Origin of the sequence: Pseudoxanthomonas sacheonensis (genome assembly GCF_031455975.1) — a bacterium.
Lineage (GTDB): Bacteria > Pseudomonadota > Gammaproteobacteria > Xanthomonadales > Xanthomonadaceae > Pseudoxanthomonas_A > Pseudoxanthomonas_A sacheonensis_A.
Map to the genome: position 1 here is coordinate 990,297 of NZ_JAVDTT010000002.1, position 24,704 is coordinate 1,015,000.

General features: G+C 64.7%; 23 protein-coding genes. 10 read left to right on the forward strand and 13 right to left on the reverse strand.

Annotation, left to right across the window (positions count from 1 at the left end; genetic code table 11):
• Window positions 1-96: 96 nt before the first annotated feature.
• Complete coding sequence (gene speE, locus J2W94_RS11595; protein WP_310093394.1) at window positions 97-948, reverse strand: polyamine aminopropyltransferase; 852 nt, start codon at window positions 946-948, stop codon at window positions 97-99.
• Window positions 949-1,051: 103 nt separating this feature from the next.
• Between speE and J2W94_RS11600 the strand changes: the two genes are divergently transcribed.
• Together J2W94_RS11600 and speA are read left to right on the forward strand one after the other, a co-directional pair.
• The gene (locus tag J2W94_RS11600; RefSeq protein WP_310093396.1) at window positions 1,052-2,887 is read left to right on the forward strand and encodes a M48 family metallopeptidase; all 1,836 of its coding nucleotides are present in this window, start codon (window positions 1,052-1,054) and stop codon (window positions 2,885-2,887) included.
• Between the two features lie 61 nt (window positions 2,888-2,948).
• On the forward strand, window positions 2,949-4,838 hold the full coding sequence (speA, locus tag J2W94_RS11605) for an arginine decarboxylase (RefSeq protein ID WP_310093399.1): 1,890 nt from the start codon (window positions 2,949-2,951) through the stop codon (window positions 4,836-4,838).
• Window positions 4,839-5,009: 171 nt separating this feature from the next.
• On the opposite strand, the gene J2W94_RS11610 is transcribed toward speA, so the two are convergent.
• The 7 genes from J2W94_RS11610 to radC form a co-directional block, all read right to left on the reverse strand.
• Window positions 5,010-5,759 (reverse strand): SDR family NAD(P)-dependent oxidoreductase, encoded by a 750-nt coding sequence (locus J2W94_RS11610; RefSeq protein ID WP_310093401.1) that lies wholly within the window; start codon window positions 5,757-5,759, stop codon window positions 5,010-5,012.
• Window positions 5,760-6,255: 496 nt separating this feature from the next.
• On the reverse strand, window positions 6,256-6,834 hold the full coding sequence (locus J2W94_RS11615) for a methyltransferase family protein (protein ID WP_310093403.1): 579 nt from the start codon (window positions 6,832-6,834) through the stop codon (window positions 6,256-6,258).
• A gap of 69 nt (window positions 6,835-6,903) precedes the next feature.
• Window positions 6,904-7,656, reverse strand: a complete 753-nt coding sequence (locus tag J2W94_RS11620; protein WP_310093406.1) for an SPOR domain-containing protein — start codon at window positions 7,654-7,656, stop codon at window positions 6,904-6,906.
• A 15-nt stretch (window positions 7,657-7,671) separates the two neighbouring features.
• A complete protein-coding gene (gene argS, locus J2W94_RS11625) occupies window positions 7,672-9,375 on the reverse strand; it encodes an arginine--tRNA ligase (protein WP_310093409.1) in 1,704 nt (567 codons plus the stop codon).
• Window positions 9,376-9,442: 67 nt separating this feature from the next.
• A complete protein-coding gene (locus tag J2W94_RS11630; RefSeq protein WP_310093411.1) occupies window positions 9,443-9,829 on the reverse strand; it encodes a type II toxin-antitoxin system HicB family antitoxin in 387 nt (128 codons plus the stop codon).
• Between the two features lie 12 nt (window positions 9,830-9,841).
• Window positions 9,842-10,021 (reverse strand): type II toxin-antitoxin system HicA family toxin, encoded by a 180-nt coding sequence (locus J2W94_RS11635; RefSeq protein ID WP_310093413.1) that lies wholly within the window; start codon window positions 10,019-10,021, stop codon window positions 9,842-9,844.
• A gap of 47 nt (window positions 10,022-10,068) precedes the next feature.
• A complete protein-coding gene (gene radC, locus J2W94_RS11640) occupies window positions 10,069-10,743 on the reverse strand; it encodes a RadC family protein (RefSeq protein ID WP_310093417.1) in 675 nt (224 codons plus the stop codon).
• A gap of 96 nt (window positions 10,744-10,839) precedes the next feature.
• On the opposite strand from radC, the gene coaBC reads away from it, so the two are divergent.
• The 3 genes from coaBC to J2W94_RS11655 are packed head-to-tail and all read left to right on the forward strand — an operon-like array spanning window position 10,840 to window position 14,864.
• Complete coding sequence (coaBC, locus tag J2W94_RS11645; protein WP_310093419.1) at window positions 10,840-12,045, forward strand: bifunctional phosphopantothenoylcysteine decarboxylase/phosphopantothenate--cysteine ligase CoaBC; 1,206 nt, start codon at window positions 10,840-10,842, stop codon at window positions 12,043-12,045.
• Entirely contained in the window at window positions 12,042-12,527 is a 486-nt protein-coding gene (dut, locus tag J2W94_RS11650; protein WP_310093421.1) for a dUTP diphosphatase, read from the forward strand. The genes coaBC and dut overlap by 4 nt, the downstream gene beginning before the upstream one ends.
• A gap of 15 nt (window positions 12,528-12,542) precedes the next feature.
• On the forward strand, window positions 12,543-14,864 hold the full coding sequence (locus J2W94_RS11655; protein WP_310093424.1) for a phosphomannomutase/phosphoglucomutase: 2,322 nt from the start codon (window positions 12,543-12,545) through the stop codon (window positions 14,862-14,864).
• 133 nt (window positions 14,865-14,997) lie between these two features.
• On the opposite strand, the gene J2W94_RS11660 is transcribed toward J2W94_RS11655, so the two are convergent.
• Window positions 14,998-15,639, reverse strand: coding sequence for a hypothetical protein (locus J2W94_RS11660; RefSeq protein WP_310093732.1), 642 nt, complete (start codon window positions 15,637-15,639; stop codon window positions 14,998-15,000).
• Window positions 15,640-15,716: 77 nt separating this feature from the next.
• Window positions 15,717-16,391, reverse strand: coding sequence for an orotate phosphoribosyltransferase (gene pyrE / locus J2W94_RS11665; protein WP_310093426.1), 675 nt, complete (start codon window positions 16,389-16,391; stop codon window positions 15,717-15,719).
• Window positions 16,392-16,530: 139 nt separating this feature from the next.
• Between pyrE and J2W94_RS11670 the strand changes: the two genes are divergently transcribed.
• From J2W94_RS11670 to J2W94_RS11680, 3 genes are read left to right on the forward strand one after another with little or no spacing between them, the layout of a single operon-like run.
• Complete coding sequence (locus tag J2W94_RS11670; protein ID WP_310093428.1) at window positions 16,531-17,319, forward strand: exodeoxyribonuclease III; 789 nt, start codon at window positions 16,531-16,533, stop codon at window positions 17,317-17,319.
• The gene (locus J2W94_RS11675) at window positions 17,316-18,710 is read left to right on the forward strand and encodes an AmpG family muropeptide MFS transporter (RefSeq protein ID WP_310093430.1); all 1,395 of its coding nucleotides are present in this window, start codon (window positions 17,316-17,318) and stop codon (window positions 18,708-18,710) included. The genes J2W94_RS11670 and J2W94_RS11675 overlap by 4 nt, the downstream gene beginning before the upstream one ends.
• Window positions 18,707-18,934: a hypothetical protein gene (locus J2W94_RS11680; RefSeq protein ID WP_310093432.1), complete on the forward strand. Its 228-nt coding sequence runs from the start codon at window positions 18,707-18,709 to the stop codon at window positions 18,932-18,934. The genes J2W94_RS11675 and J2W94_RS11680 overlap by 4 nt, the downstream gene beginning before the upstream one ends.
• Before the next feature lie 101 nt (window positions 18,935-19,035).
• Here the strand turns inward: J2W94_RS11680 and J2W94_RS11685 are convergent, their stop codons facing one another.
• Both J2W94_RS11685 and J2W94_RS11690 read right to left on the reverse strand, forming a co-directional pair.
• The gene (locus J2W94_RS11685; protein ID WP_310093434.1) at window positions 19,036-20,148 is read right to left on the reverse strand and encodes an anhydro-N-acetylmuramic acid kinase; all 1,113 of its coding nucleotides are present in this window, start codon (window positions 20,146-20,148) and stop codon (window positions 19,036-19,038) included.
• Between the two features lie 93 nt (window positions 20,149-20,241).
• The gene (locus J2W94_RS11690) at window positions 20,242-21,684 is read right to left on the reverse strand and encodes a M23 family metallopeptidase (protein WP_310093436.1); all 1,443 of its coding nucleotides are present in this window, start codon (window positions 21,682-21,684) and stop codon (window positions 20,242-20,244) included.
• Between the two features lie 184 nt (window positions 21,685-21,868).
• Here J2W94_RS11690 and tyrS point away from each other — a divergent pair, with 184 nt between their 5' ends.
• The gene (gene tyrS / locus J2W94_RS11695) at window positions 21,869-23,077 is read left to right on the forward strand and encodes a tyrosine--tRNA ligase (protein WP_310093438.1); all 1,209 of its coding nucleotides are present in this window, start codon (window positions 21,869-21,871) and stop codon (window positions 23,075-23,077) included.
• 20 nt (window positions 23,078-23,097) lie between these two features.
• Window positions 23,098-23,658: a DUF4166 domain-containing protein gene (locus tag J2W94_RS11700; protein WP_310093440.1), complete on the forward strand. Its 561-nt coding sequence runs from the start codon at window positions 23,098-23,100 to the stop codon at window positions 23,656-23,658.
• Window positions 23,659-23,666: 8 nt separating this feature from the next.
• On the opposite strand, the gene J2W94_RS11705 is transcribed toward J2W94_RS11700, so the two are convergent.
• A complete protein-coding gene (locus J2W94_RS11705; RefSeq protein ID WP_310093442.1) occupies window positions 23,667-24,116 on the reverse strand; it encodes a PaaI family thioesterase in 450 nt (149 codons plus the stop codon).
• Window positions 24,117-24,704: the final 588 nt, after the last annotated feature.

A 24,704-nucleotide genomic window follows, 5' to 3' on the forward strand; every position in this document is an offset into this window, starting at 1 on the left:
TCGAAGGCGTAGATCTCGCAGGGCGGGTCTTGACCCGTCAATCCGGAATATCGCGAAATCCCCGGAAGGCGGGTCAAGACCCGCCCTACGGATTGATTACTCTCCCAGCGCCTTGGCCACGAACGGCGGCGCCACCAGCGCGCCGGTATGCAGGTGTGCGCTGTAGTACAGCGTCTCGAACGTCTTGCTGCTGGCATCGCCCTCGCGGAAATCGAAATTGCCGCCCTTTCTGGCCAGGGTGACGCTCCACCAGCCGGTCGGGTAGCACGGCTGCGGGAACGGCAAGGTCCTGAAGGTGCTGAAGCCGGCCTTGCGCATTTCGCCGCGCATTTCGTTGATCAGGTCCAGCAGCGCCAACGGGGACTCCGACTGCTGCACCAGAATACCGTCGTCCTTCAGCGCGCGGAAGCAGGATTCGTAGAACGCCTTGTTGAACAAGCCCTCGGCCGGACCGACCGGATCGGTGGAATCCACGATCACCACGTCCACGCTGCCGGCCGGGCAGTTGGCCATGTAGGCCACGCCGTCATCGAACAGCAGCTCGGCGCGCGGGTCGCCGTTGCTGTCGCACAGCTCGGGAAAGTACTTCTCCGACATGCGCGTGACCTGCTCGTCGATGTCGCACTGCGTCGCGCTCTGCACGCCCTGATGCTTGAGCACCTCGCGCAGCGTGCCGCAATCGCCGCCGCCGATGATCACCACGCGCTTCGGGTCGGCGTGCGTGTACAGCGCGGGATGCGAAATCATCTCGTGATAGAAGAAATTGTCGCGCGTGGTCAGCATCACCGCGCCGTCGATCAGCATCAGATTGCCCCAGTCGGTGGTGCCGTAGATCTCGATCTTCTGGAACGGCGATTGCACTTCGTCCAGCTTGCCGGTGGTGCGGAAGCCGATGGCCGAGCCGGTGGGCTGGAAGTGTTCGATGTACCAGGTGCTGTCGTTCGTCATCGCCGGGGCTCAACGGTCAGGGGGCGCGAATTGTACCGGATGCCGCGTTACAGGCCGGCTGCGATGGCTTAGCATCCGGCGGGAACTGTAGGGGATCCATCGAATGCAATCAGCGCAAGCGCGGCGACGACTGGTCGAGCGGTTGGAACGCGAGGCCGAGCAGGCGCCGGGCCGTTATCTGCTGAAACTGGCGCTGCTGGCCGCGCTGGGCTATGCGGTGCTGGCGGCGACGCTGCTGTCCACGCTCGGCGCATTGGCCTTCATGCTCCTGTACCTGCTGGTGGTGCGGCCGGCGGTCGATCCTTACATGGCTTTCCCCCTCGTCGTCCTGGGCGTGGCCAGTACGGTGGTGCTGCGCGCGCTGTGGATCCGCTTCGTGCTGCCCGAAGGTCACGAGCTGCAAGCGGACGAAGCGCCGGAACTTCGCGCCGAGGTGGAGCGCGTGCGCAAGGAGGTGGGCGCCGCCTCGCTGCATGGCATCGTCATCAACCGCGAACTCAATGCCGCGGCCGCGTTCGTTCCGCGAGGACTGGGCCTGTGGGGCCAACGGCACTATCTGATTCTGGGCCTGCCGCTGCTGCAGACGCTGGACCGACGCGAACTGGCGGCGGTGGTCGCCCATGAGTTCGGCCATTTCCATGGCGGCCATGGGGATTTCAGCGGGTGGATCTACCGGCTCCGCCTCAGCTGGCATCGCCTGCTGGAAGGTATGGCCGGCGGCGGCGTTTGGGGCGGACAGCTGTTGTGGGTATTTTTCCGGTGGTACGCCCCGTACTTCGAGGCCTACAGCCAAGTGCTGGCCCGACGCCAGGAATACGCCGCCGATGCAGTCGCCGCGCAGGTCGCCGGCGCCGACGCGGCGGCGAGTGCGCTGGTGCGCATCGAACTGGCCTCGGACTGGATGCAGGGCGAATTCTGGCCCGAAGTACGGCAGTTGGTGCGCGGGCAGTCTTATCCGCCGATCGCGGTGCACACGCAGTTGGCGGAACAACTCTTGCGGGAACTGCGCCGGGATGCACGGCTGCCCGCAGGTGTGCTGACCCGGCAGCCTGCGTTGGAAGACACCCATCCGACCCTGCTCAAGCGAATAGCGGCGATGCAGGCGGAGCCGCGGCAATTCACGGGCGAAGCGGTGCCGGCTTCGGGCTTGTTGGGCGAACTCGACGCGCGTCTGCAGCAGCGTTTCAGCCTGGAATGGCGCAAAGAGGAAGAATCCGACTGGAAGGCGCGCTACCAGCAAGCGCAGCGCGAGCGCGCACGCCTGGCCGAACTGGAAGCGCATCCCACGCACACCCCGGGCGAGGCCGTGGAACTGGCCTGCCTGGCCGAAGACTATCAGCCTGGCGTCGACGCCTTGCCGCTGTACCAGGCAGCGCTGCTGCGTGCGCCCTCCCATGGCCATGGTCATTTCCGGCTGGGCGCGTTGCTGCTCAAGCGCGATCGACAGGAAGAAGGCCTGCAGCATCTGCAGCGGGCGATGGAACTGGACCCGGCACTGATCGATCCCTCCTTGCGCGCCCTCGATGCGCATGCGCGTGGACAACCGCAGCAATCGCCCCTGCACGCCACCCTCGAAAGCCTGCACACGCGCTACGCCGCCAGCGCCGGGCAAGCCCAAAGCTCCGACACCGAAGCGCTGCAGCCGCATGCGCTGGACGCCGCACAGTTGCGCGTGCTGGCGCGGACGCTGCGCGGCTACGACAAGGTCCGCCAGGCCTGGGTGGTGCGCCGGCCGCTCTCCGGCTTGGAAGTGCTGCCGCATTACCTGGTGCTGCTGGATTGGGCCGGTTCGGTGGCCAGCGAACGCGGCGCCTTGCCGCGCATCGCTTCGCAACTGCAGTTGCCGGGCAGCTGCACCGTGCTCAGCGCTGCCAGCGACGCCGAACAGGCGCGAGCGATCCGCAGCAGCGCGGGCGAGCCCGCCTACCGGCGGCCGTAACCGGAGCGGCACGACGACGGCGTTAGAATGCGCGTCCGTTTTCTCCGACAGAGCCTGCCCCATGTCCACCTGGTCCCTAGACCAAGCCCGCAAGACCTATTCCATCCCGCATTGGGCGGAAGGGTATTTCGACGTGGATGCGGCCGGCCATGTGGTGGTCAGTCCGAAAGGCGCGCAAGGTCCGTCGATCTCGCTGCCCGAAGTGGTGGACACCGCACGCGCCAACGGCGCACGCATGCCGCTGCTGGTGCGCTTCCCCGACATCCTGGGCGATCGCCTGGGCAAGCTGCAGGCCGCCTTCGGCCAGGCCATGCAGGAGTGGGAATACGCGGGCGGCTACACCGCCGTGTACCCGATCAAGGTCAACCAGCATCGCGGCGTCGCCGGCACGCTGGCCTCGCACAGCGGCGAAGGTTTCGGCCTGGAAGCGGGCAGCAAGCCGGAGTTGATGGCGGTGCTGGCGCTGTCGCGGCCGGGCGGGTTGATCGTCTGCAACGGTTACAAGGACCGCGAATACATCCGCCTGGCCCTGATCGGACGCAAGCTTGGCCTGCAGACCTTCATCGTCATCGAGAAGCCGTCGGAACTGGCGTTGGTGATCGAGGAAGCGAAGGCGTTGAAGGTGAAGCCCGGTTTGGGCGTGCGCATGCGTCTGGCCTCGCTGGGCGCCGGCAAGTGGCAGAACAGCGGCGGCGACAAGGCCAAGTTCGGCCTGTCGCCGCGCCAGGTGCTCGACCTGTGGAAGGAACTGCGCGACAACGGCTTGCAGGAATCGCTGGGCCTGCTGCATTTCCACATGGGCTCGCAGATCTCCAACGTGCGCGACATCGCCAACGGCATGCGCGAGGCCACCCGCTACTTCGTCGAACTGTCCAAGCTGGGCGCCAAGATCAGCCACGTCGATGTCGGCGGCGGCCTGGGCATCGACTACGAGGGCACGCGTTCGCGCAGCTATTGCTCGATCAACTACGGCCTGAACCAGTACGCCTCCAACATCGTGCAGCCGCTGGCCGAAGCCTGCGAGGAGCACAAACTGGCGCCGCCGCGCATCGTCACCGAATGCGGCCGCGCCATGACCGCCCACCATGCGGTGCTGATCGCCAACGTGTCGGAAGTGGAGCAGGCGCCGGAAGGCCGCGTGCCGCCGTCGCATGCCGACGAGCCGGCGGTGATCCGCCACCTGCGCGAGATCCACGACGAACTGGATTCGCGCCCGGCGGTAGAACTCTTCCACGACGCCCAGCACCACCACAGCGAAGGCCTGTCGCTGTACGCGCTGGGCCAGATCGACCTGACCCATCGTGCGCGCATCGACGACTTGTTCTACGCCATCGCCCACGCGGTGCGCGCCCGCCTGAGCAGCGACGAGCGCAACCACCGCGACCTGTTGGACGAGCTCAACGAACGCCTGGTCGACAAATACTTCGTCAACTTCAGCGTGTTCGAATCGATCCCCGACGTCTGGGCCATCGACCAGGTGTTCCCGATCCTGCCGATCGAGCGCTTGAACGAAGCGCCGCTGCGCCGTGGCGTGATCGCCGACATGACCTGCGATTCAGACGGCATGGTCAAGACCTATGTGGAGAACGAGGGCCTGGATTCCTCGCTGCCGCTGCACGCGTTGAAGTACGGCGAAAGCTATCGCCTGGGTTTCTTCCTGGTCGGCGCCTACCAGGAGATCCTGGGCGACATCCACAACCTGTTCGGCGATACCGATACGGTGGAAGTGAGGCGCGACGGCGCTGGCTTCAACATCAGCCAGCAGCGCAGCGGCGATACCACCGACGTGATGCTGGATTACGTGGGTTATGGGCTGGCCGATCTGCGTGCGGCGTACGCCGAACGAGTGGCGAAGGCGGAGTTGGGTTCGGAAGAATCGAAGTTATTGGCGGATGCGCTGGAAGCTGGGTTGACTGGCTATACGTATCTGTCGGACGAACCACTGGCCTAGCTTTTCCTTCTCCCACCGGGAGAAGGTGCCCGAAGAGCCTGCCCCGTACTTGATACGGGGGCGGATGAGGGAATGGGCCGTCAGTGGCGAGGGAACTATCCCTTGGGAGTAATTCTCATGCCCTCATCCGTCGCTGCGCGCCACCTTCTCCCGATGGGAGAAGGGAGGAGCTCACTTCCTATCCACCTGAAACCCCGCAAACGACTGCGTCACCGGCATGATCTCCAGCCGATTGATGTTGAGGTGCGGTGGCAGGGTGGCGATGTAGTACAACTGCTCGGCGATGTCCTCGGCGGTCATCGGCGTGGCGCCGCCATACATCTTGTCCGACGCGGCCTGGTCGCCATGGGTACGGACCAGGGTGAATTCGGTTTCGGCCATGCCGGGTTCTATCGAAGTCACGCGCACGCCCGTGCCGTGCAGATCCGAGCGCAGGCCCAGCGAAAACTGCTTCACGAAAGCCTTGCTGCCGCCGTAGGTATTGCCGCCCGGATACGGATAGCTGGCGGCCACCGAACTCATATTGATGATCACGCCTTTGCGCTCGATCAGATCGGGCAGCAAACGATGGGTCAGCGTCACCAGCGCGGTGATGTTGGTATCGATCATGGTGCGCCAGTCCTGCAGGCTGGCTTTCTGCGCGGGTGCGGTACCCAGCGCCAGGCCGGCGTTGTTGACCAGCACGTCGATGCTGCGGAAGGCTTCCGGCAATGCCGCCAGTGAGGCTTCCAGCGCGGCTTCGTCGCGCATGTCGAATACGGCGGCATGCACTTTGTCCGCACCGAACCGGTCGACGAGGCCTTGCAGGCGCTCGGCCCGGCGGCCGGTGGCGATCACGCGCCAGCCTGCCTCGGCGAAACGTTTGACGGCGGCGGCGCCGAAGCCGGAAGTGGCGCCGGTGATGAGGATGGTTTTGGTCATGGGGTTTATCGGCAACAAGAGTAGGGGGAATAGTCGACTTTACCGAACCGGGATGCGCGGTGCGTGCTGCGATCGAGCGGAGCGATATCGATGAGGAACATTTAACCCTTCCCCCGTTTACGGGGGAAGGTGCCGAAGGCGGATGGGGGTGCTCTTGGCGTGATGCTTCGATATAAAAGTGTTTCGCGCTTTGCGCGAGTCACTTTTCTTTGAACGGCAAAGAAAAGTAACCACTGCGCCGCAGGAGCGGCGCGAACGGCGCAGCCGGCCCGAAGGGCGTAGGGCAGGATGCCCGGAGTAAAAGAAAGCCGCCCTAACGCCGCGCCCCACGATGAAGCCGCTGGGTCCGCAAGCGGATCGGGAATTTCCGTAAGGCGCCTCCTGCGCCTCCGGAAACGGCGCACATCCTTGTGCGCCGCCCCTGCGGGGTTATCCCGCCCCGCTTGCCGCGCCTCACGGGATTTTTCTGGCAACAGCAACAGCAATTTGCATGCCATCACCAAACGAACGGTATCAGTCGTTTGGTCTGCCGGACATAGTCGGGATACTGCGTGGGGAACGCCTCGGCCAGCACACGTTCTTCCACGCGGATCCGCCATACGAATGCGAGAATCACCGGCACCAAAAGCACCAGCAACGACCACACATTGCCCAGCGTCAGCCCGAAACCCAGGAAGGTCATCAGCGAGCCGGTGTAGGACGGGTGGCGAAGCAGGCGGTACGGTCCGTGACGGATCAATTCGTGGCCGGGCTGGATGTTCACGTCGACGGTGAAGAAACGTGCCAGCACGCGAATCGCCCAGAATCGCAGCGCAAGCCCCGCCGCCATCAATAGCAGTCCGACCCAGAACGCCGCTTGCCGGATACCGACATCGTCGATGCGGCCCTCAGGACGATACGAGAGGAAGACCGCCACGCCGATGCATGCGTAAACGGTCGCCAGCAGCAGGCGCAGCGTGCCGCGATCGCGCATGCGCGAGCGGTCTTCGGAACGGCGTTTCCAGCCTAGCCAGAGTTCGCTAAGCGCCCAGATCACGACCAAGGCAGCGAACAATTTTCCGGAGAGCGTGCCCACAGGTATCACGGGAAACCTGCCGAGAGGAAAAGATCCACCGCCACGATACAGGGAGCTACGGCGCGCGCCTTATTGCGCCTTGATCGCCATCGCCGGCAGCCCGCCGCTGGAGAGTTTCTGCTTGGCTTCGGCCAGTTCGCTGGCGGTGCCGTAAGGCCCCATGCGCACGCGATAGACGGTCTTGCCGCCGATCTGCGCCGACTCCACGCGCGCCGACAGCCCCAGCAGGGCGATTTTCGCCTTGGTGGATTCGGCATCGCCGGATGCGCCGAAGGCGCCGGCCTGAAGGATGTAGCGCGCGTCTTTGCCGGCCGATGCGCTGGCGACTGCCGGCGCAGCGACTGCGGTTGTCGGCGTTTCCGGAATCGGCTTTGGATTAGTCGTTGCGGTGTCGGGAGTTGCGGTCGCTGCGGCTACCACGGCCGCCTGCGGCTCGCGCGCTTCGCGCGCCTTCTCCGCGCGCGCGCTGGCGGCGAGTTCGGCGTCGGACATCTGCACTTCCTTGCCCGGAAGCAGGGTGTAGAAGTCGTATTGGGTTTCCTTGTTCGCCGCTTCATCCGCTTTGGGGTCGGGCTGCGACGTGGCGGTGGAGGTTTCCGGCGCGATGGCCTCGGCACTGCTGTCGGCGTCGGCCACCTGGGCCGGCAACGCGTCGGGGTTGGGTTGCGGGCGGAAGAAGCCATCGCCGTCCTTCTTCATCAACCCGGGCACGATGAAGAACGCGGCCGCACCCAGCACCAGGCCTGCGACCAGCCATACCCAACCGGGCGTGCCGTTGCCCGAGTTGCGTCGCGCCTGGGTTTTGTTGCGTCGTGCCGCCATCTAACTGCTCTCCAATTACATCTTTTCGGGGGCGCTGACGCCCAACAATTCCAATCCGTTCGCCAACACCTGCCGCGCCGCGCTCGCCAGCGCCAACCGCGCGTCGCGCGTGGCGGGGTCTTCCACCAACACGGGCGTGGCGTGGTACCAAGTGTGGAAAGCATAGGCCAGTTCGCGCAGGTATTGCGCGATGAGGTGGGGTTCCAGCAGCTGTCCCGCGTTCTCCACCACCTCCGGAAAGCGCGACAGCTCGACCATCAGCAATTGCGAGTTCTCGTCGTCCAGCAACGCGAGGTTGCCCAGTCCGTTGGCTTGGTCGTAGGCGTATCCCTTTTCCACCCCCTGGCGCAGCAGGCTGCACACGCGGGCGTGCGCGTACTGCACGTAGAACACCGGATTGTCGTTGCTCTGCTGGCGTGCCAGGTCGATGTCGAAGGTGAGCTGCGAATCCGGTTTGCGCGCGATCAGGAACCAGCGCGTGGCGTCGCGCCCGGCTTCCTCGATCAGATCGCGCAGGGTGAAATAGCTGCCGGCGCGCTTGGAAAGCTTCACCTCCTCGCCGCCGCGCATCACCGTGACCATCTGGTGCAGCACGTATTCGGGCCAGCCCTGCGGAATGCCGAGGTCGAGCGCCTGTAGCCCCGCGCGTACGCGCGCCAGCGACCCGTGGTGGTCGGCGCCCAGCTCGGTGATGGCGCGTCCGTAGCCGCGCTGCCACTTGGACAGGTGGTAGGCGACGTCTGGCAGGAAGTAAGTGAACGTGCCGTCGGACTTGCGCATGACGCGGTCCTTGTCGTCGCCGAAGTCGGTGGTCCTGAGCCACAGCGCGCCGCCTTCCTCGTAGGTGTGGCCGGTGGCGCCGAGGCGCTGCACGGTTTCGGCGACCTTGCCGTCGTCGTACAGCGAACTCTCCAGAAAGTAGGTATCGAAAGACACATCGAAGGCGGCCAGGTCGCCGTTCTGTTCGCGGCGCAAGGCGGCCACGGCGAAGCGGCGGATCGCGTCGAGGTCGTCTGCGTCCTTGGCGCCGGTGATGGCGTGGCCGTCGGATTCCACGGTCTCGCCCCGCAGATACGCATCGGCGACATCCTGGATGTAGTCGCCGCGATAGCCGGCTTCCGGCCAACCCGCTTCATCGGGCTTGAGTCCTTTCGCGCGCGCCTGCACCGAGCGCGCGAGATTTTCGATCTGCACACCGGCGTCGTTGTAGTAGAACTCGCGACGCGTTTCCCAGCCGTTGGCCTGCAACAGGCGAGCGATGCAATCGCCGATAGCGGCGGCGCGACCATGGCCCACATGCAGTGGGCCGGTGGGGTTGGCGGAAACGTATTCCACGCCGACCATTTTCCCCTCGCCGGAGGTATTGAGGCCGTAGGCATCGCCTTGTTGCAGAGCCGCGGCGATTTCACGCTGGTAGGCGGCCGGACTCATATGGAAATTGACGAAACCCGGACCCGCGATTTCAACCTTGGCAATGTCGTCGCTGGCCGGCAGTGCCGCGACCAGGGCCTGCGCCAATGCGCGTGGATTGCTGCGTGCCCCGCCTTTATTGGCGTGTTTAGCCAGCAGCATCGCCGCATTGCTGGCGAAATCGCCGTGTTCGCGGGTTTTGGGACGTTCGACCACGAAATCCGGGGTGGCGGTGTCGGCCGGCAAGGTGCCGGCGCTGCGCAGGGCGTCGATGCCTTGGGCGATCAGGGCGCGGAGTTGGGATTTCAAAGGAGTTCTGCTGAAGACGCGGATAACGCGGAGTCCGGGGATTTTAGCCGAGTACGGTCTTGTGGTCTCAGCCAATGGCCATTCTGGCGATGTAGCCGGAGCGAGTTTCACCTGCTTCCCTGGCCTTGCTGTCGAGCCGGCGCAGGATCCGGCGCGGCAAGGTAATGTTGACGCGTTCGATGGTGTCGTCCAGTTGCGCGGGATCCACGGTCACCAGACCGAACAGCCAGCCGGCATAGTCTGCATGGTTGCGGATGGCCTCTACGGACGAAGGTTTCGGAATGGCCTGGCCGGCGTCGAGTGCGGCGTCGATCCACAAAGTAGCGGCGACTTCGGCATTGTCGATGGCTTCATCGAGCGTGTCGCCCGCGGAAAAACAGCCGGGCAGGTCGGGGATGGCGACTCCGAAGACGGTGCCGCCGGTTCCCGCTTCGATGGCAATGGGGTAACGCATAGGCTGATCTCGCTATAGCCCGGCTTGCTTGCGGATGGCGGCAACCAGTCCCTTGCCTAGCTCTTTCTTCGGGTGTGGCACCACCAACGTGCCGGGACGCAGTGGATGCTGGAACGCGTGGTGCGACCCACGAATGCGAACGAGTTTCCAGCCAGCCGCCTCCAATTCGCGGATAAGCGCCTTGCTGTTCACTCGGTGTGTATCGTACGCATCATGGAGTGAGTGTCAACAATACACACTCAGACCCAGCCCCGCGACGCCAGCGACACCGGCGCCCCGTCGCCCACCACGAAGTGATCCAGCAGCCTCACCTCCATCAAGGACAGCGCCTGCTTCAAACGCGCGGTGACGGCGCGATCGGCAGCGGACGGCTCGGCGTCTCCCGAAGGGTGGTTGTGGCCGACGATCACGGCAGCGGCGTTGTGGGTCAGGGCCCGGCGCACGATTTCGCGCGGGTGGACCTCGGTGCCGTCGACCGTGCCCTGGAACAGTTCCTCGAATGCCAGCGCGCGGTGCCGCGTGTCCAGGAACAGGGCGGCGAAAACCTCGTTTCCGCGTCCACGCAGGCGCTGGGCGAAATAGCGGCCGGCCGAGTGGGGGTCGCTCAGCACTTCGCCGCGTTCCAACGCAGCGGCAAGGTGGCGATGGCTCAGTTCCAGCGCCGCCGTCAGCTTGCAGGCCCGGGCCGGACCCAGGCCGGGCAGTTTCGCCATTTGGGTTGGGTTGTTTTCCAACAGCGCGCGCAGCGGGCCATGGGCGGCGAGCAATTCGCGGGAGGTCTGCACCGCGTCGCGCCCGCGCAAGCCGGACCCCAGGAAGATCGCCAGCAACTCCGCATCCGACAATGCGCTGGCGCCACGGGCCAGAAGCTTTTCACGAGGTCGTTCTTCGGTAGGCCAGTCGCGTATGTGCATAGGACCAGCTTGCCTTGCTTCATGCCTGCCGGGCATAAGGCAGGGAGGGTGCATCGGGTAAGCTAACTGCCTGTACGGCGATAGGACTTCCCCGACGTGGCGGACGACAAATTGATTGGCCAGCACGTGTTGCTGTGCGTCGGTGGAGGCATTGCCGCCTACAAGGCGCTGGAACTGGTCCGCCGACTGCGCGAGGCCGGGGCGGAGGTGCAGGTGGCGATGACCGCTGGCGCCCAGCATTTCGTGACCCCGCTGAGCTTCCAGGCGCTGTCCGGCAACCCGACCCGCACCACGCTGTGGGACAGCGCGGCCGAGGCCTCGATGGGCCATATCGAACTGGCGCGCTGGGCCGACCGGATCCTGATTGCCCCGGCCACCGCCGACTTGTTGGCCAAGCTTGCGCACGGTTTCGCCGATGATCTGGTCACCACCCTGTGTCTGGCGACGACCGCGCCGATCGCTGTGGCGCCGGCGATGAACCACCGCATGTGGGGCCACCCGGCCACGCAGGCCAATATCGCGACCCTGCGCGGGCGAGGAGTGCAGGTCATTGGGCCGGAAAACGGTCCGCTGGCCGAAGGCGAATCCGGCCCCGGGCGCCTCAGCGAACCCGACGCCATCGTGGTGGCCCTGCTGTCCACCGCGACCGTCGATCAGGCGTTGAAAGGACTGAAAGTGGTGGTGAGCGCCGGCCCTACGTACGAAGACCTGGATCCGGTGCGTTACCTGGGCAACCGAAGCAGCGGCAAGATGGGTTTCGCGGTGGCCGACAGCGCAAGAAGGCGCGGCGCCGAGGTGGTGCTGGTCGCCGGCCCCGTGCATCTGCCGACCCCGGCCGGGGTGACGCGGGTGGACGTGCGTTCCGCCGCGCAGATGCATGAGGCGGTGTTCGCCGCGTTCCCCGCCGATATTTACATAGGCGCGGCGGCCGTGGCCGATTACACCCCGCGTGCGCCGGCCGCCAACAAGATCAAGAAGTCGAACGAATCGCTGGCGTTGGATCTGGTGCGCACGCCGGACATCCTGTCCGAGGTGGCCGCGCAAACCCAGGGGTTGAAGCTGGTGGTCGGTTTCGCCGCCGAAACCGAGAACGTCGCTGGCTACGCGCGCGGCAAGCTGGTGGCTAAGCGCCTGGATCTGATCGTGGCCAACCGGGTCGGTGTGGTCGACGGCGGCTTCGAGAGCGACCAAAACGCGATGACCGCTTATTGGCAGGATGGCGAGCGCGTCTTCGATCCGGGCGCCAAAACCCGGCTGGCCGACGACTTGATCGAACTGATCGTGGAGCGCCTGAACGCATGACCCCAACTGTCGCGAAGTCCGCTTCTCTCCAGGCCATTGAAGTGAAGCTGCTGGATCCGCGCTTCGGCGATGAGTGGCCGTTGCCGGCCTACGCCACCGAAGCCAGCGCCGGTATGGACCTGCGCGCCGCGTTGGAGGCGCCGCTCACCCTGGCCTCTGGCGATACCGCCTTGATTCCCAGTGGCATCTCGATCCATTTGGCCGATCCGCACCTATGTGCGGTCGTGCTGCCGCGCTCGGGCCTGGGTCACCGGCACGGCATCGTGCTGGGCAACGGCACCGGACTGATCGACGCCGATTACCAAGGTCCGCTGCTGATCAGCGTGTGGAACCGCAGCCAGGAAAGCTTCACCATCCAGCCCGGCGACCGGATCGCTCAGCTAGTTGTGTTGCCCGTCACGCGCGTAAGCTTGCAGGTAGTGGATACTTTTGCGGATAGCGCGCGTGGCGAAGGGGGCTTCGGCCACACAGGCGTCCGCTGAAAAAGGCAATACACCATGGCTGAGAACAAACCACGCAAGTCGCAGTCGTCGACTTCGGACCTGCGGCGTGCGCTGCCGATGCTGGCGGCGTTGCTGGCGTTGCTCGCCCTCTGGTTGGGATGGGGCGGAGTGCAGCAATGGCGCGATATGCGTCGCGACGAAGGTCTGCAGCAGGCGCGCGACTCGGTGTTGTCGGCCACCCAGCAAGCCCTTGCCGGACAGCTCAAGCAACTGGCCGACCGGATCGCCGCCACGCCAGTGCAGACCGCATTGCGGGCCGGCGATAGCACGGCTGCAGCCCAGGCGATTGGAGAGGGCTGGAAGGACGCCAACTCGGTACAGGTCCTGCCCGCAGGGCTGGAGGCCGCTTACGCGGCGCCAGCGGATTTCGGCTTCAGCAAGCTGGCCCTGCTGGAAGCGGCGCTCAGCGAAAACGCACCGGTGGCGCGCGTAGTGAAAGAAGGCAAGCAGAGCCAGCTTGGGTTGGCCGCGCCTGCCGGAGACGGAGTCGCCTATCTGTATGTCCCCCTGTCTCTACTGACCGACAGCTTCGATCGGGCCGCAGTTCCGGCGGAGGCTTATCTTGCGATAAGACAGGGCGCTTACACGGTTCGCGAAACCGGCAATCACAGCCTAGCGGACGGAGCCGAGAGCCTGGCACGACCGATAGGCAAGACCGGCATGCGCGTGGTCGCGGCTACCCCAGACGGCACCGAAGGGCCGATGGGCCTGGGCGCGATTTCCAGCTTGGTGACGGCGGTGTTAAGCGGAGTGCTGGCAGTATTGATACTGCTGGTCGCACGCGGCCGATTGAATTTGGATCCGCGCGCCAAGCGCGCCAGCGCCGACGACAACGAACCCACTCTGGTCCAGGCCCTGCAACGCGAGCCGCTGCCGCGCGCGCCGGCCCGCGAGACCACCGAAAAGGATGCAGACGCAGTGACCTCTAGCGACAAGCATATTGAAGTTGACCCCGGTATTTTCCGCGCCTACGACATTCGTGGCGTGGTCGGCGAGACGTTGAGCGTGGACGTGGCCGAACGCATCGGCCAGGCCATCGGCACAGTACTGGAGGAGCAGGGGCTGACCGATATCGTGGTGGGCCGCGACGGACGCCTGTCTGGCCCCGAGCTTTCAGACGGCCTGATCGAAGGCTTGCGCAAGGCCGGCCGCAACGTGATCGACATCGGCATGGCGCCGACGCCGGTGGCCTATTTCGCCGCCTATCACCTGCGTACCGGCAGCAGCGTCGCCGTCACCGGCAGCCACAATCCGCCGGACTACAACGGCTTCAAGATCGTGGTCGGCGGGCAAACCTTGTCCGGCGATGCCATCACCGACCTGTACGCGCGCATCAATGAGAAGCGCCTGCACCGGGCCGATGGGTACGGCACCTTGCAGCAGCGCGACGTGGCGGCCGATTACATCCAGCGTATCGCCGACGATGTGCAGATGGATCGCCCTCTCAAGGTGGTGGTCGATGCCGGCAACGGCGTGGCCGGCGATATCGCCCCCAAACTGCTCGAGGCCATCGGCGCCGAAGTCATCCCGCTGTATTGCGAGGTGGACGGCAACTTCCCCAACCATCATCCCGACCCCAGCGAACCGCACAATCTGGAAGACCTGATCCAGACGGTGAAGCGTTTCGACGCCGACATCGGCCTCGCCTTCGACGGCGACGGCGACCGTCTGGGCGTGGTGACCAAGGAAGGCGAGATCATCTTCCCCGACCGCCTGCTGATGCTGTTCGCCGCCGATGTGCTGGAGCGCAACCCAGGCGCGTTGATCATTTACGACGTCAAGTGCACCGGCAAGCTGCAGGGTTGGGTCCTGAGCCATGGCGGCACGCCGCTGATGTGGCAGACCGGCCATTCGCTGATCAAGGCCAAGATGCGCGAAACCGGCGCCGAACTGGCCGGCGAGATGAGCGGGCACTTCTTCTTCCAGGAACGCTGGTACGGATTCGACGACGGCCTTTATTCGGCCGCGCGCCTGCTGGAAGTCCTCGCTGCGCGTGCCGAGACGCCCAGCGAAACGCTCAATGCTTTGCCCAATGCGCTGTCCACACCCGAGATCAAGGTGCCGGTGGCCGGCAGCCCGCACGAGATCGTGGCGAAGTTCGTCGCCAGCGCGCAGTTCGAAGGCGCTCGCCTGACCACCATCGATGGCCTGCGCGCCGATTGGGAAGACGGTTGGGGGCTGGTGCGCGCGTCCAACACGACTCCAATCCTGGTGCTGCGCTTCGAAGCCGACAACAAGGAAGCGCTGACCCGCATCAAGGACGAGTTCCGCGCGCACCTGTCGAAGGTGGCACCGGAAATCACTGCAACGTTCTAATTGCTAGTTGAAATTATGTGGGAGCGGCGTCCCGCCGCGAGCTTCTGACTTTGCTCGATTATCCGAAGGCTAGAAGCTCGCGGCGGGACGCCGCTCCCACTAGCTGGCATCCGGCCCTGTTGCGACCCGAGTATTATTTTGCGGGAACGCTCGCTACGGCTGCGGTTGAGTTCGCATCCACCGCTTCGATGCCTTTCAATTCGCGGTAACGGCGCAGGATGTCGGCGATTTCCGCGTCCAGTTCCACGCGTTGCCGCTCGAAACTGGCCTGCAGCAGACGTTGGCGCTGCAGTTCGCGATGGCGGCTGGCGATGCTGTCGGCGATCTTCGGCACCACCGGTTTTCCCGCAAGTTCCTGATCGCCAGCGGTCCGCAGCAGGCTGACCAGCCCTTCGCGCAGGCTGGCCACGTTGTAGCGTGCGGTGCGGATGCTGTTGTCGACGATGCCGGTGCGTTCGTTGAATACGCGGCGCAGTTCTTCTTCGGTCTGGTACGACGACAGCAGGGCTTGCTCGGTACGGCGACGGGTATCGGCGGCGGCCTGGTCGACCTGGCGCTGTTGTTCGTCCGAGGCCGCCAGCGCGCGCTCTTCCTCGGTCAGTGCGCGGTCCACTCCGCCGGTACGCATCCCGCTGCGCGCATTGATCTCTTCGCGGGCGCGGTTGACCGCCTCGGCCGGCAGCGCATCGCTGCAGACGCGCTGGCCGTTCTCGTTCCAACAATAGAGTTTCTTGGCAGCGTCCGGCGCGTTCTGCGCCATGGCCAAAGGCGCCAGCGCCGCGCACAGGGCTATCAACAATAATTGGCCCCGCTGTAATCGGTATGTCGGCATCGTCGCAGGCCCCTCTTGCCTTAGTCGGACGGACTGCTGCCGTAGCTGGCGCGGTAGGCAAGCAGGCGGTCGCGGTGGGATACAAGTTCAGCGCTTTCGCCGGCGAAAGCAAGCAGGTCGTGCAGGTTTGCGACCGCAATCACGGGCACTCCCGTCTCCGCAGCCACCGATTGCGCGGCCGAACGCCGCGTCGCAGCCGCTTCGGCGCCCTCACCCAGCACTTCCTGCCGATCCAGCGCCACCACGATGCCAGCGGCACGGCCGCCGCCCGCCTGGATCAGGCCTAAGGCTTCGCGAATCGCGGTTCCCGCGGTGATCACGTCATCGACGATCAGTACGTTCCGGTCCTCCAGCGGTGCACCGATCAGCATGCCGCCTTCGCCATGCGCCTTGGCCTCCTTGCGATTGAAGGCCACAGGCAGGTCGCGGCCGCGGCGCGCGAATTCGCAGGCCAGCGCCGTCGCCAAGGGGATGCCCTTGTAGGCGGGGCCGAACAGCAAGTCGAAGTGCACGCCAGCCGCTTCCACCGCATCGGCGTAACAGGCGGCCAGGTCGGCCAGCTTGGCGCCGCTGTCGAAACGGCCGGCATTGAAGAAATACGGGCTCAAGCGCCCGGATTTCAGAGTGAATTCACCGAAGCGCAGTGCTTGGGAATGCAGGGCCAGTTGCAGGAAGCGGCTTCGATGATCGCTCATGGGCGTGCTCTGATGTGCGTGTTCTGCGGTGGAATGCCTGCAAGCCTAGCCCATCGCCACCGGGGCCGGCCACCGTGCGGCGCAGTTCGGGCACAATCGAACTTTGATCGGCGGCAACCCTGCCCATGAGAAACACTCCATGAGAATCATCAGTTTCAACGCCAATGGCCTGCGTTCGGCGGCCAGCAAGGGTTTCTTCGACTGGTTCGCGGCGCAGAAAGCCGATGTGCTGTGCGTGCAGGAAACCAAGGCCCAGGAGCACCAGCTGGCCGGCCCCGAATTCCTGCCCGCCGGCTATAAGGCCTGGTTCCGCGACGCCAGCACCAAGAAGGGCTACAGCGGCGTGGCGATCTACAGCAAGCGCGAGCCGGACGAAATCCGCACCGCATTGGGCTGGGCGGAGTTCGACGAGGAAGGCCGTTATCTTGAAGCGCGTTTCGGCAATCTGAGCGTGGTCTCTTTCTATATCCCGTCCGGTTCTTCGGGCGAACTGCGCCAGGGCTTCAAGTTCCAGGTCATGGACTGGCTGGCGCCGATTCTTGAGGAATGGCGCAACAGCGGCCGCGATTACGTGCTGTGCGGCGACTGGAACATCGTGCGCTCGCGCCTGGACATCAAGAACTGGACGTCGAACCAGAAGAATTCAGGCTGCCTGCCGGCCGAGCGCGACTGGCTCAACGGCTTGTGCATCGACAGCAACCCTGATGGAAGCCGCGGCTGGGTCGACGCTTACCGGGCGCTGCATGCCGAAGGCCAGGACTACACCTGGTGGAGCAACCGCGGCGCCGCGCGCGCCAACAACGTGGGTTGGCGCATCGATTACCAGATCGTCACGCCGTCACTGCGCGAGAAGCTGAAGGCGTGTTCGATCCACACCGCCTCGCGGTTCTCGGACCATGCGCCGTTTATCGTGGATTACACGCTGTGAGCGAAGCCGCAGCGAAACCCAAGCGCCCGGGCTGGCGACAGGTTCTGATCAACTTGCGTCAGCCCAAGGTGCTGGTGATGTTGTTGCTGGGCTTCAGTTCGGGCATCCCGATCTACCTGGTGGGCAACACACTGGGTTTCTGGATGCGGGAAAACGGCATCGAGCTGTCCACCATCGGCTTCCTGTCATGGGTCGGCCTGGCGTACTCGCTCAAGTTTTTGTGGGCGCCGCTGGTCGACAAGCTGGACGCGCCGTTGCTGGGCCGCTGGCTGGGACGGCGTCGCGGCTGGATGCTGCTCTCGCAACTCGTCGCTGCCGCAGGTTTGGTCGGCATGGCGCTGGTGCAGCCGGTCGAGGGACAGCTGCTACTGGGCGGTGTCGTGCTGGACCAGTTGCTCGTGTTCGGGGTGCTGGCGCTGGTCGTTGCGTTCGCTTCGTCTACCCAGGACATCGTGATCGATGCTTGGCGCATCGAAAGCGCCGACAGCAACGAACAGCAGGGGCTGCTGACCTCAACGTCGACCCTGGGCTATCGCGGCGCGCTGCTGGTCACCGATTCGCTGATCCTCATCTTTGCCGCGAGCATCGGCTGGGCGCTTTCCTATGAAGTGATGGCGCTGTTGCTGGGCGTGGGCGTACTGGCCACGCTGATGGCGCGCGAACCCGTGGCTACGATGATCGCCTCGGCTACACCGCATCCCTCGCTGTTGACGCCGCAGGGCCTGTTCGACGCCTTGATCGGTCCGTTCCTGGCCTTCTTCCGCCAGCACGGCAGCTGGGCGCTGCTGATCCTGCTGACGATCAGCCTGTATCGCCTGCCCGACTTCGTGATGGGGCCGATGGCTAACCCGTTCTACGCCGACCTTGGCATCGCCAAGGAAACCGTGGGCGCGGTGCGCGGGTCGGTCGGCCTGATTGCGACCATCGTCGGCATCGCGGCGGCAGGGCTGTGCGCAGTGCGCTTCGGCTTCGTTCCCACACTGCTCGCTGGCGCGCTGCTTGGCCCGGGTTCAAATCTGGCTTTCGCTTACCTGGCCCTGCACGGCGCCGACGCCGGCGTTTTCACCGCCGCAATGGTCATCGACAACTTCTGCAACGGATTCGCCGGCGTGGCCCTGGTGGGCTACATGTCCAGCCTGACCAGCGTCGGCTACACCGCGACCCAGTATGCGCTGCTGAGTTCGTTCTATGCCTTGCTCGGCAAGGTATTCAAGGGGTTTTCGGGCGTGGCGGTGGAGCACCTCGAAACCGGGAGAACCCTGTTGGAGGCCTATTCCCTGTTCTTCGTCGGCACGGCGTTGATCGGCATTCCCGCATTTCTGTTGTGCATTCGGTTGGCCACGCGTAAATATGGACCCACGGGCGGAACGGAGCCCCGGGGGGCGACATGACCGATATCGTGATGAAGGACATCGACCCAGTCCTGGCCGACCGCATCCGCCGCGTGGCCGAGGCGCGCGGCTGGAGCATGCACGACACCCTGTTTCATTTGCTGGAGCAAGGTCTGTTCGCCACCGAGGCCGAAGTCCGCAGCGGTTTCAACGACCGAGAAGTCGACGTTTTGTCCGCCGCCATCACCGCGTTGAAGGACGTGCCGCGCGGACACGGATTCTGATGATCTGCGCGTGGGAGCGCCGTCCCGGCGCGAGCTTTGGAGGAGCGGCATAGGAGCTCGCGCCGGGACGGCGCTCCCACCTGGCGTTATCTGTTCAAAATTCAAGCTGGATAGATCGTCCCCAGCACCCTTGGCCCCTTCGCGCCCGTCACGCTAGGCAAATTGCCCGGCCGTCCCGCCAGGGTTTCCCGCGCCAGCCAGGCGAAACCCATGGCCTCCACATAGTCCGGGTCCAGCCCGTACGCTGCGGTGGATTCCACCTCCACGCCGGGCAAGTGCGCCGCGATCCGCGCCATCAGCGCCGCGTTATGCACGCCGCCGCCGCATCCCAACACGCGCGCCGTGCCGGGTTGGGTCGCGTGTAGTGCGTCGGCCACGGTAATCGCGCTGAGTTCGAGCAGGGTCGCCTGCACATCCGCAGGCGAGAGCTTCGAGGTGCCCAGTTGCGCTTCCAGCCAACGAAGATGGAACTGTTCCCGTCCCGTACTCTTCGGCGGCGGCAGCGCGAACCACGGATCGCCCAGCAACCGCGCCAGCAATTCAGCATCCACCGTGCCGCTGGCTGCGAATGCGCCGCCCGCATCGTAAGCCCGACCGGTATGGCGCTCGCACCAGGCATCCATCAGCGCGTTGGCCGGGCCGGTATCGAAGCCACGCACTTCGCCCGTCCTAGGTAAGAGCGTGAAATTGCCGATGCCGCCCAGATTCAACACCGCACGGTCTTCCTGGTTCGAACGCAGCATCGCCGCATGGAAGGCGGGCATCAGCGGCGCGCCGTGGCCGCCGGCGGCCACATCGCGCCGACGGAAATCGGCCACCGTGGTCAGTCCGCTGCGTTCGGCGATCACATTGCCGTCGCCCATCTGCCAGGTGAAGGCTGCGGAGGATTCGGGACGATGGCGCACCGTCTGCCCATGCGAACCGATCGCGCGCACCTGGCTTCGGTCCGTTCCCGAATCGGCGATCGCCTGCGTCGCCGCATCGGCGAAGGCGCGGGCCAAGGAGGTATCCAGCTCGCCCAGTTCGTCCAGCGAAGTCGCTTCGCCGCCTTGGCCCAGCGCGATCAGGCGCGTGCGCAGCGTTTCGTCCCAGGGATAGGTGTGGCCGAACACAAGTTCGCAGCGCGGCTCGAAACGCACCAGCGCGGCATCGATGCCATCGGCGCTGGTACCGGAAATTAGGCCCAGGTAAAGCTGGGCGGAGTCGTCAGGCATGCGGTGACCGGGGAGGGCGCGATGGATTTCGCGCCGCAAGCATCGCCTCCCGCGTCTGCTCCTACAAGAGCGGACAGCAGGTGCGGGCGAGGATCAGCGCTTCTTGGAAGCGAGCGCGGTGGCCAGTGCGGTCGTTGCCGGCGCTGGTGCGGTATCCACGTCGGCGTAGATGATGTTCTCGACCGTGCGGATACGCGCCAAGGCATTGGCGGTATAGGTACGGTACGCCGCCAGCTGCGCGCCAGCCAAAGGTTCCGGCGGCGGCATGGTGATGGACAGCGGATTGCGATGCACGCCGTTGACGCGGAATTCGTAATGCAGGTGCGGGCCGGTGGACATGCCGGTGGAGCCCACGTAGCCGATCACCGTACCCTGCGCGACCGATTGGCCTTTACGCAGCTTGGCGGTACGCGACATGTGCCCGTACAGCGTGGTGTAGCCGCGGCCGTGGTTGAGGATCACCACGTTGCCGTAGCCGCGCTGCCAACCGATGAATTCCACCCGCGAATCGCCGGCGGCCATGATCGGCGTGCCGGTCGAGGCGGCGTAGTCCACGCCCTTGTGCATGCGCATGGTGCCCAGCACCGGATGCCTGCGCGCGCCGAATTTGGAGCTGAGGCGCGCGTACGGAATCGGCATGCGGATGAAGGTCTTCTTCAGCGGCCGGCCCTGCGCGGTGAAGTATTCGGGCTTGCTGTTCGGGCGCGAAAAGCGGAAGCCCGAATGCAGCTTGCCATCGACAGTGAAGGTGGCGGCCAGCACCGGACTGGTGCTGATGAGCTCGCCTTCGCGCCAGGTCTGATCGACCACCACGCTGAAGCGGTCGTCGGCGTCCAGGTCCGAATCGAAGTCGATGTCGTATTTGAAGATCTCGTCGGTCAGCGAGTTGATGTTGGCCGAGGTCAACCCGGCCTTGCGCGCCGAACGGTTGAGCGAACGTCCGACCTTGCCGCTGAGCACGACGGTGCGCGTGGTGCTTTCGCGCGCGACTACTTTTTCGGTGAGGGTATCGCCGGCCAGCGACAGCTCGACGCGGTGGTCGGCGTCGCGGTCGTAGCGCAAGGTGCGCAGGCTGCCGGTGACGGGCAGGTCGAATGCCAGTTCCGTGCCGGGCTTGAGTTTGGTCAGCGTGGCCTTGGCATCGGCGTTTTTGAGGATGCGCTGCATGGTCTCGCGGGGAATGCCCAGATCTTTGAACAGCGAACCCAGGGTCTGTCCCGGCCTGACCTTGACGATCTGCCAGCTGTCGCCGACGGTCCCTGCCTGCCGCTCCTTGGAGAGCTCGGGCAGGTCCAGCGCCAGCACTGCGTGCGGCGCGGCCGCCGGGGTCTGCACGACGGTGGAGAAACCCGGCACGATGGTCGCGACCATCACGCCGATGGCGGTGAACAGGCTGGCGTGGATCCATTGCCGCCGCGTCCAACGCCTTGCCGAAAGGTGCTCCCTCACTTGATGATGCAGGGCCGAATCGCGAAGAACTTCCAGGCGTTGTTTAAAACGCTGCTTGCGGCCGGGGCCGTCACCGTGAGTGTGCATCTGTTGACTTCCCCCGGACCCAAGACGGCGAGTCCAATCCGGGTACCATAATCACGCGAATAGTCGGCGTCAAACCCTTGAGCGGATTGACTTTTTTGACTAGCGTCACGCTTAACTTTGGTTTAACTTTAGATTCATCTTTGTCAGCAGCTCTGCTGCGCCTATTCATTAATTGGATGCGACCTTGCCACACGCAGCAGCACTAGAACTGATCGGCCGCGGCGCCGACGAAATCCTCAAGCGCGAGGAACTGGAAGCCAGGCTCAAGCTAGGCCGGCCCCTGCGCATCAAGGCCGGATTCGACCCCACCGCCCCGGACCTGCACATCGGCCATACCGTGCTGCTGAACAAGATGCGCCAATTCCAGGACCTGGGGCATCAGGTGATTTTCCTGATCGGCGACTTCACCGGCATGATCGGCGACCCCAGCGGCAAGAACGTCACTCGCAAGCCGCTGACCCGCGAGGACGTGGAGGCCAACGCCCGCACCTACGCCGACCAAGTGTTCAAGGTGCTGGACCGGGAAAAGACCGAGCTGCGCTTCAATTCGGAATGGTTCGGGCAGATGTCGGCCGCCGACCTGATCAAGCTGGCCGGCCAGCACACCGTGGCGCGCATGCTGGAGCGCGACGATTTCGCCAAGCGCTACGCCGCCCAGCAATCCATCGCCATCCATGAATTCCTGTATCCGCTGGTCCAGGGCTACGACTCGGTAGCCCTGAAGGCGGACGTGGAGCTGGGCGGCACCGACCAGAAGTTCAATCTACTGATGGGTCGCGGCCTGCAGGAACACTACGGCCAGCCGCCGCAGATCGTGCTGACCATGCCGCTGCTGGAAGGCCTGGACGGCGTCAACAAGATGTCCAAGTCGCTGGGCAATTACATCGGCATCAGCGAGCCGCCCATCGACATCGTCACCAAGACCATGAAGATCGGCGACGAGTTGATGTGGCGGTGGATCGAACTGCTCAGCTTCGACATCGGCGTAGCCGAAGCCAAAGCCTTGCAGGCCGAAGTGGCGTCCGGCGCGGTCAATCCGCGCGATATCAAGTTGCGCCTCGCGCGCGAACTGACCGCCCGCTTCCACGATGCCGTTCAGGCCGAACAAGCCATCGCCGGCTGGCACGCCGTGGTTCGGGGCGAAGGCGACACTTCGCTGTTGCCGCTGCAGGAAGTGAACGTCCCCGCCGAAGGCCTGCGCATCGCCGCGCTGCTGACGGCCGCCGGCATCACCCCCAGCAACGGCGAAGCCACGCGCAAGCTCAAGGAGCGGGCGGTGCGGGTGGACGGCGCCGTGGTCGAAGACCCGCAGACCCATTTCGCCCCGGGATTCGAAGGCGTGCTGCAGGTGGGCAAGCGCAACTTCGCGCGCGTGCGTTTGCGGACGAGCTGAGAAAACAGGCCTCCACGCGCATGCAAAGCGTGGTCAGCCGATGGTTCGGCGCCGGATTCGAACGGCTGCATCCTTTATTGCAGGCGCTTCATCTGCACGGCGGCGTCCTGGTCGGTCCGATAGAAACAGCGCTGGGGCAGGGCCTGGCGCGTCCGTTCGGCCGCGCCATCGCGCGCAAGCTCGGGATTCCGCTGCAAGCGGGCCGGCACACACTACGGGTCGAAATCGCCCACCGGCCCGACTGCCTGCTGTGGAACCGGCGCTTCGACGATCGCCAACGCATGGATTCCACCTTCCGCCCGGTCGGCGCCTGGCCGGGCGGCATATGGTTGGAGCAGACCGGCCCGGTGCGGCTGGGCCTGGCGGTCGAAGTGATCGATGGCGGCTGGTATTGGCGCTGTCGCAAGGCCTGGCTTTTTGGGGTCAGGCTGCCACTGGCGTCATTCCCGCAATCCATCGGCTATAAACGCATCGAAGACGGGCGGTATCGATTCCAGGTGACTTTCACGATGCCGTTGCTGGGCAAAGTGCTCTCTTACGGTGGCCTGCTGGAAAGTCGGCCCGCGCGCGCGGCTGAGTAGTAGCTGTCTCAGCTCTTCGCGGACAGGATCTGGCAAACCGCCTGGCACAACGCCACGACCTTGCCCTCCGGGTTGCGCGCCTCGCCGGTCAGGTACAGCGTGCCGCGCGTGCGCTCGGTCAAGCGTGCCACGCAAGTGATGAAGCTGGTTTCGGGCGTCACCGGCCGCAAATACTGGGTATTCAACGAGCTGGTCACGCTGGGCGGCGCAATCAGGTATGAGAACGGCCCCAGCGTATTGTCCAGCGCCGCCACGAGGTAGCCGCCTTGCATATGCCCCAATGGATTCGCATAGCGTGGCAGTACCGGGAAACGAACGGCAAGCGAGACGTTCTCTTCATATTCCAGCGGTTCGCCCTGCATGTCGATCAGGCAGGGAGGAGGAATCTGCAGGCGCACACCCTCCGGAACCATGGATTGCAGGCGTTCGCTGATTGTCTTGCCGGTTAGGACAGCCATAAGAGGATTCGTTCCGAGGCGGGGATTTGCCGATTGTGACCCAGCGGATGGGCCGAAACCCTTATCCCGCCTGGGCGACCGTTCGACCCAGAAAATTATTTCAATTAACCCCTTCCCAAAAGGATTCTTGCCGCCCATAATTCGCCCCCCTTGCAGCGGCGGCGGCGGTTTCAGCCGGTAAGCAGCGACAAGGGCGAAGCGGCAAAATCTTGGAAACGAGGTGTTGACGTTCTCGGAAGCCCCCCTATAATGGGCGGCTCACTCGGATGGATCGGCGCCTCGCGGCGAAGATCGAAACGAGGGAAGCGAAAAAATCTTGAAATAAGATGTTGACGCTTTCAGAAACCCCCGCCATAATGTGCGGCTCACCTCGACGGAAACGACGGGGTCAACGAAGGAAGGCGCTGAGGCCGACTTCGAAGCTCTTTGACAGTGTGCGCAGGTGACTTGTGTGGGCGCCTGCAGGAAGGACATGCTGTCCATCTTGCAGACGTTCGATTCATGAGCATCTTGTAATTAGTAATTTGCAAGCGATACGTATAGCTAAGAATCAAACGTTCTGCATTTTCAAAGTATTGGCCGCAAGGC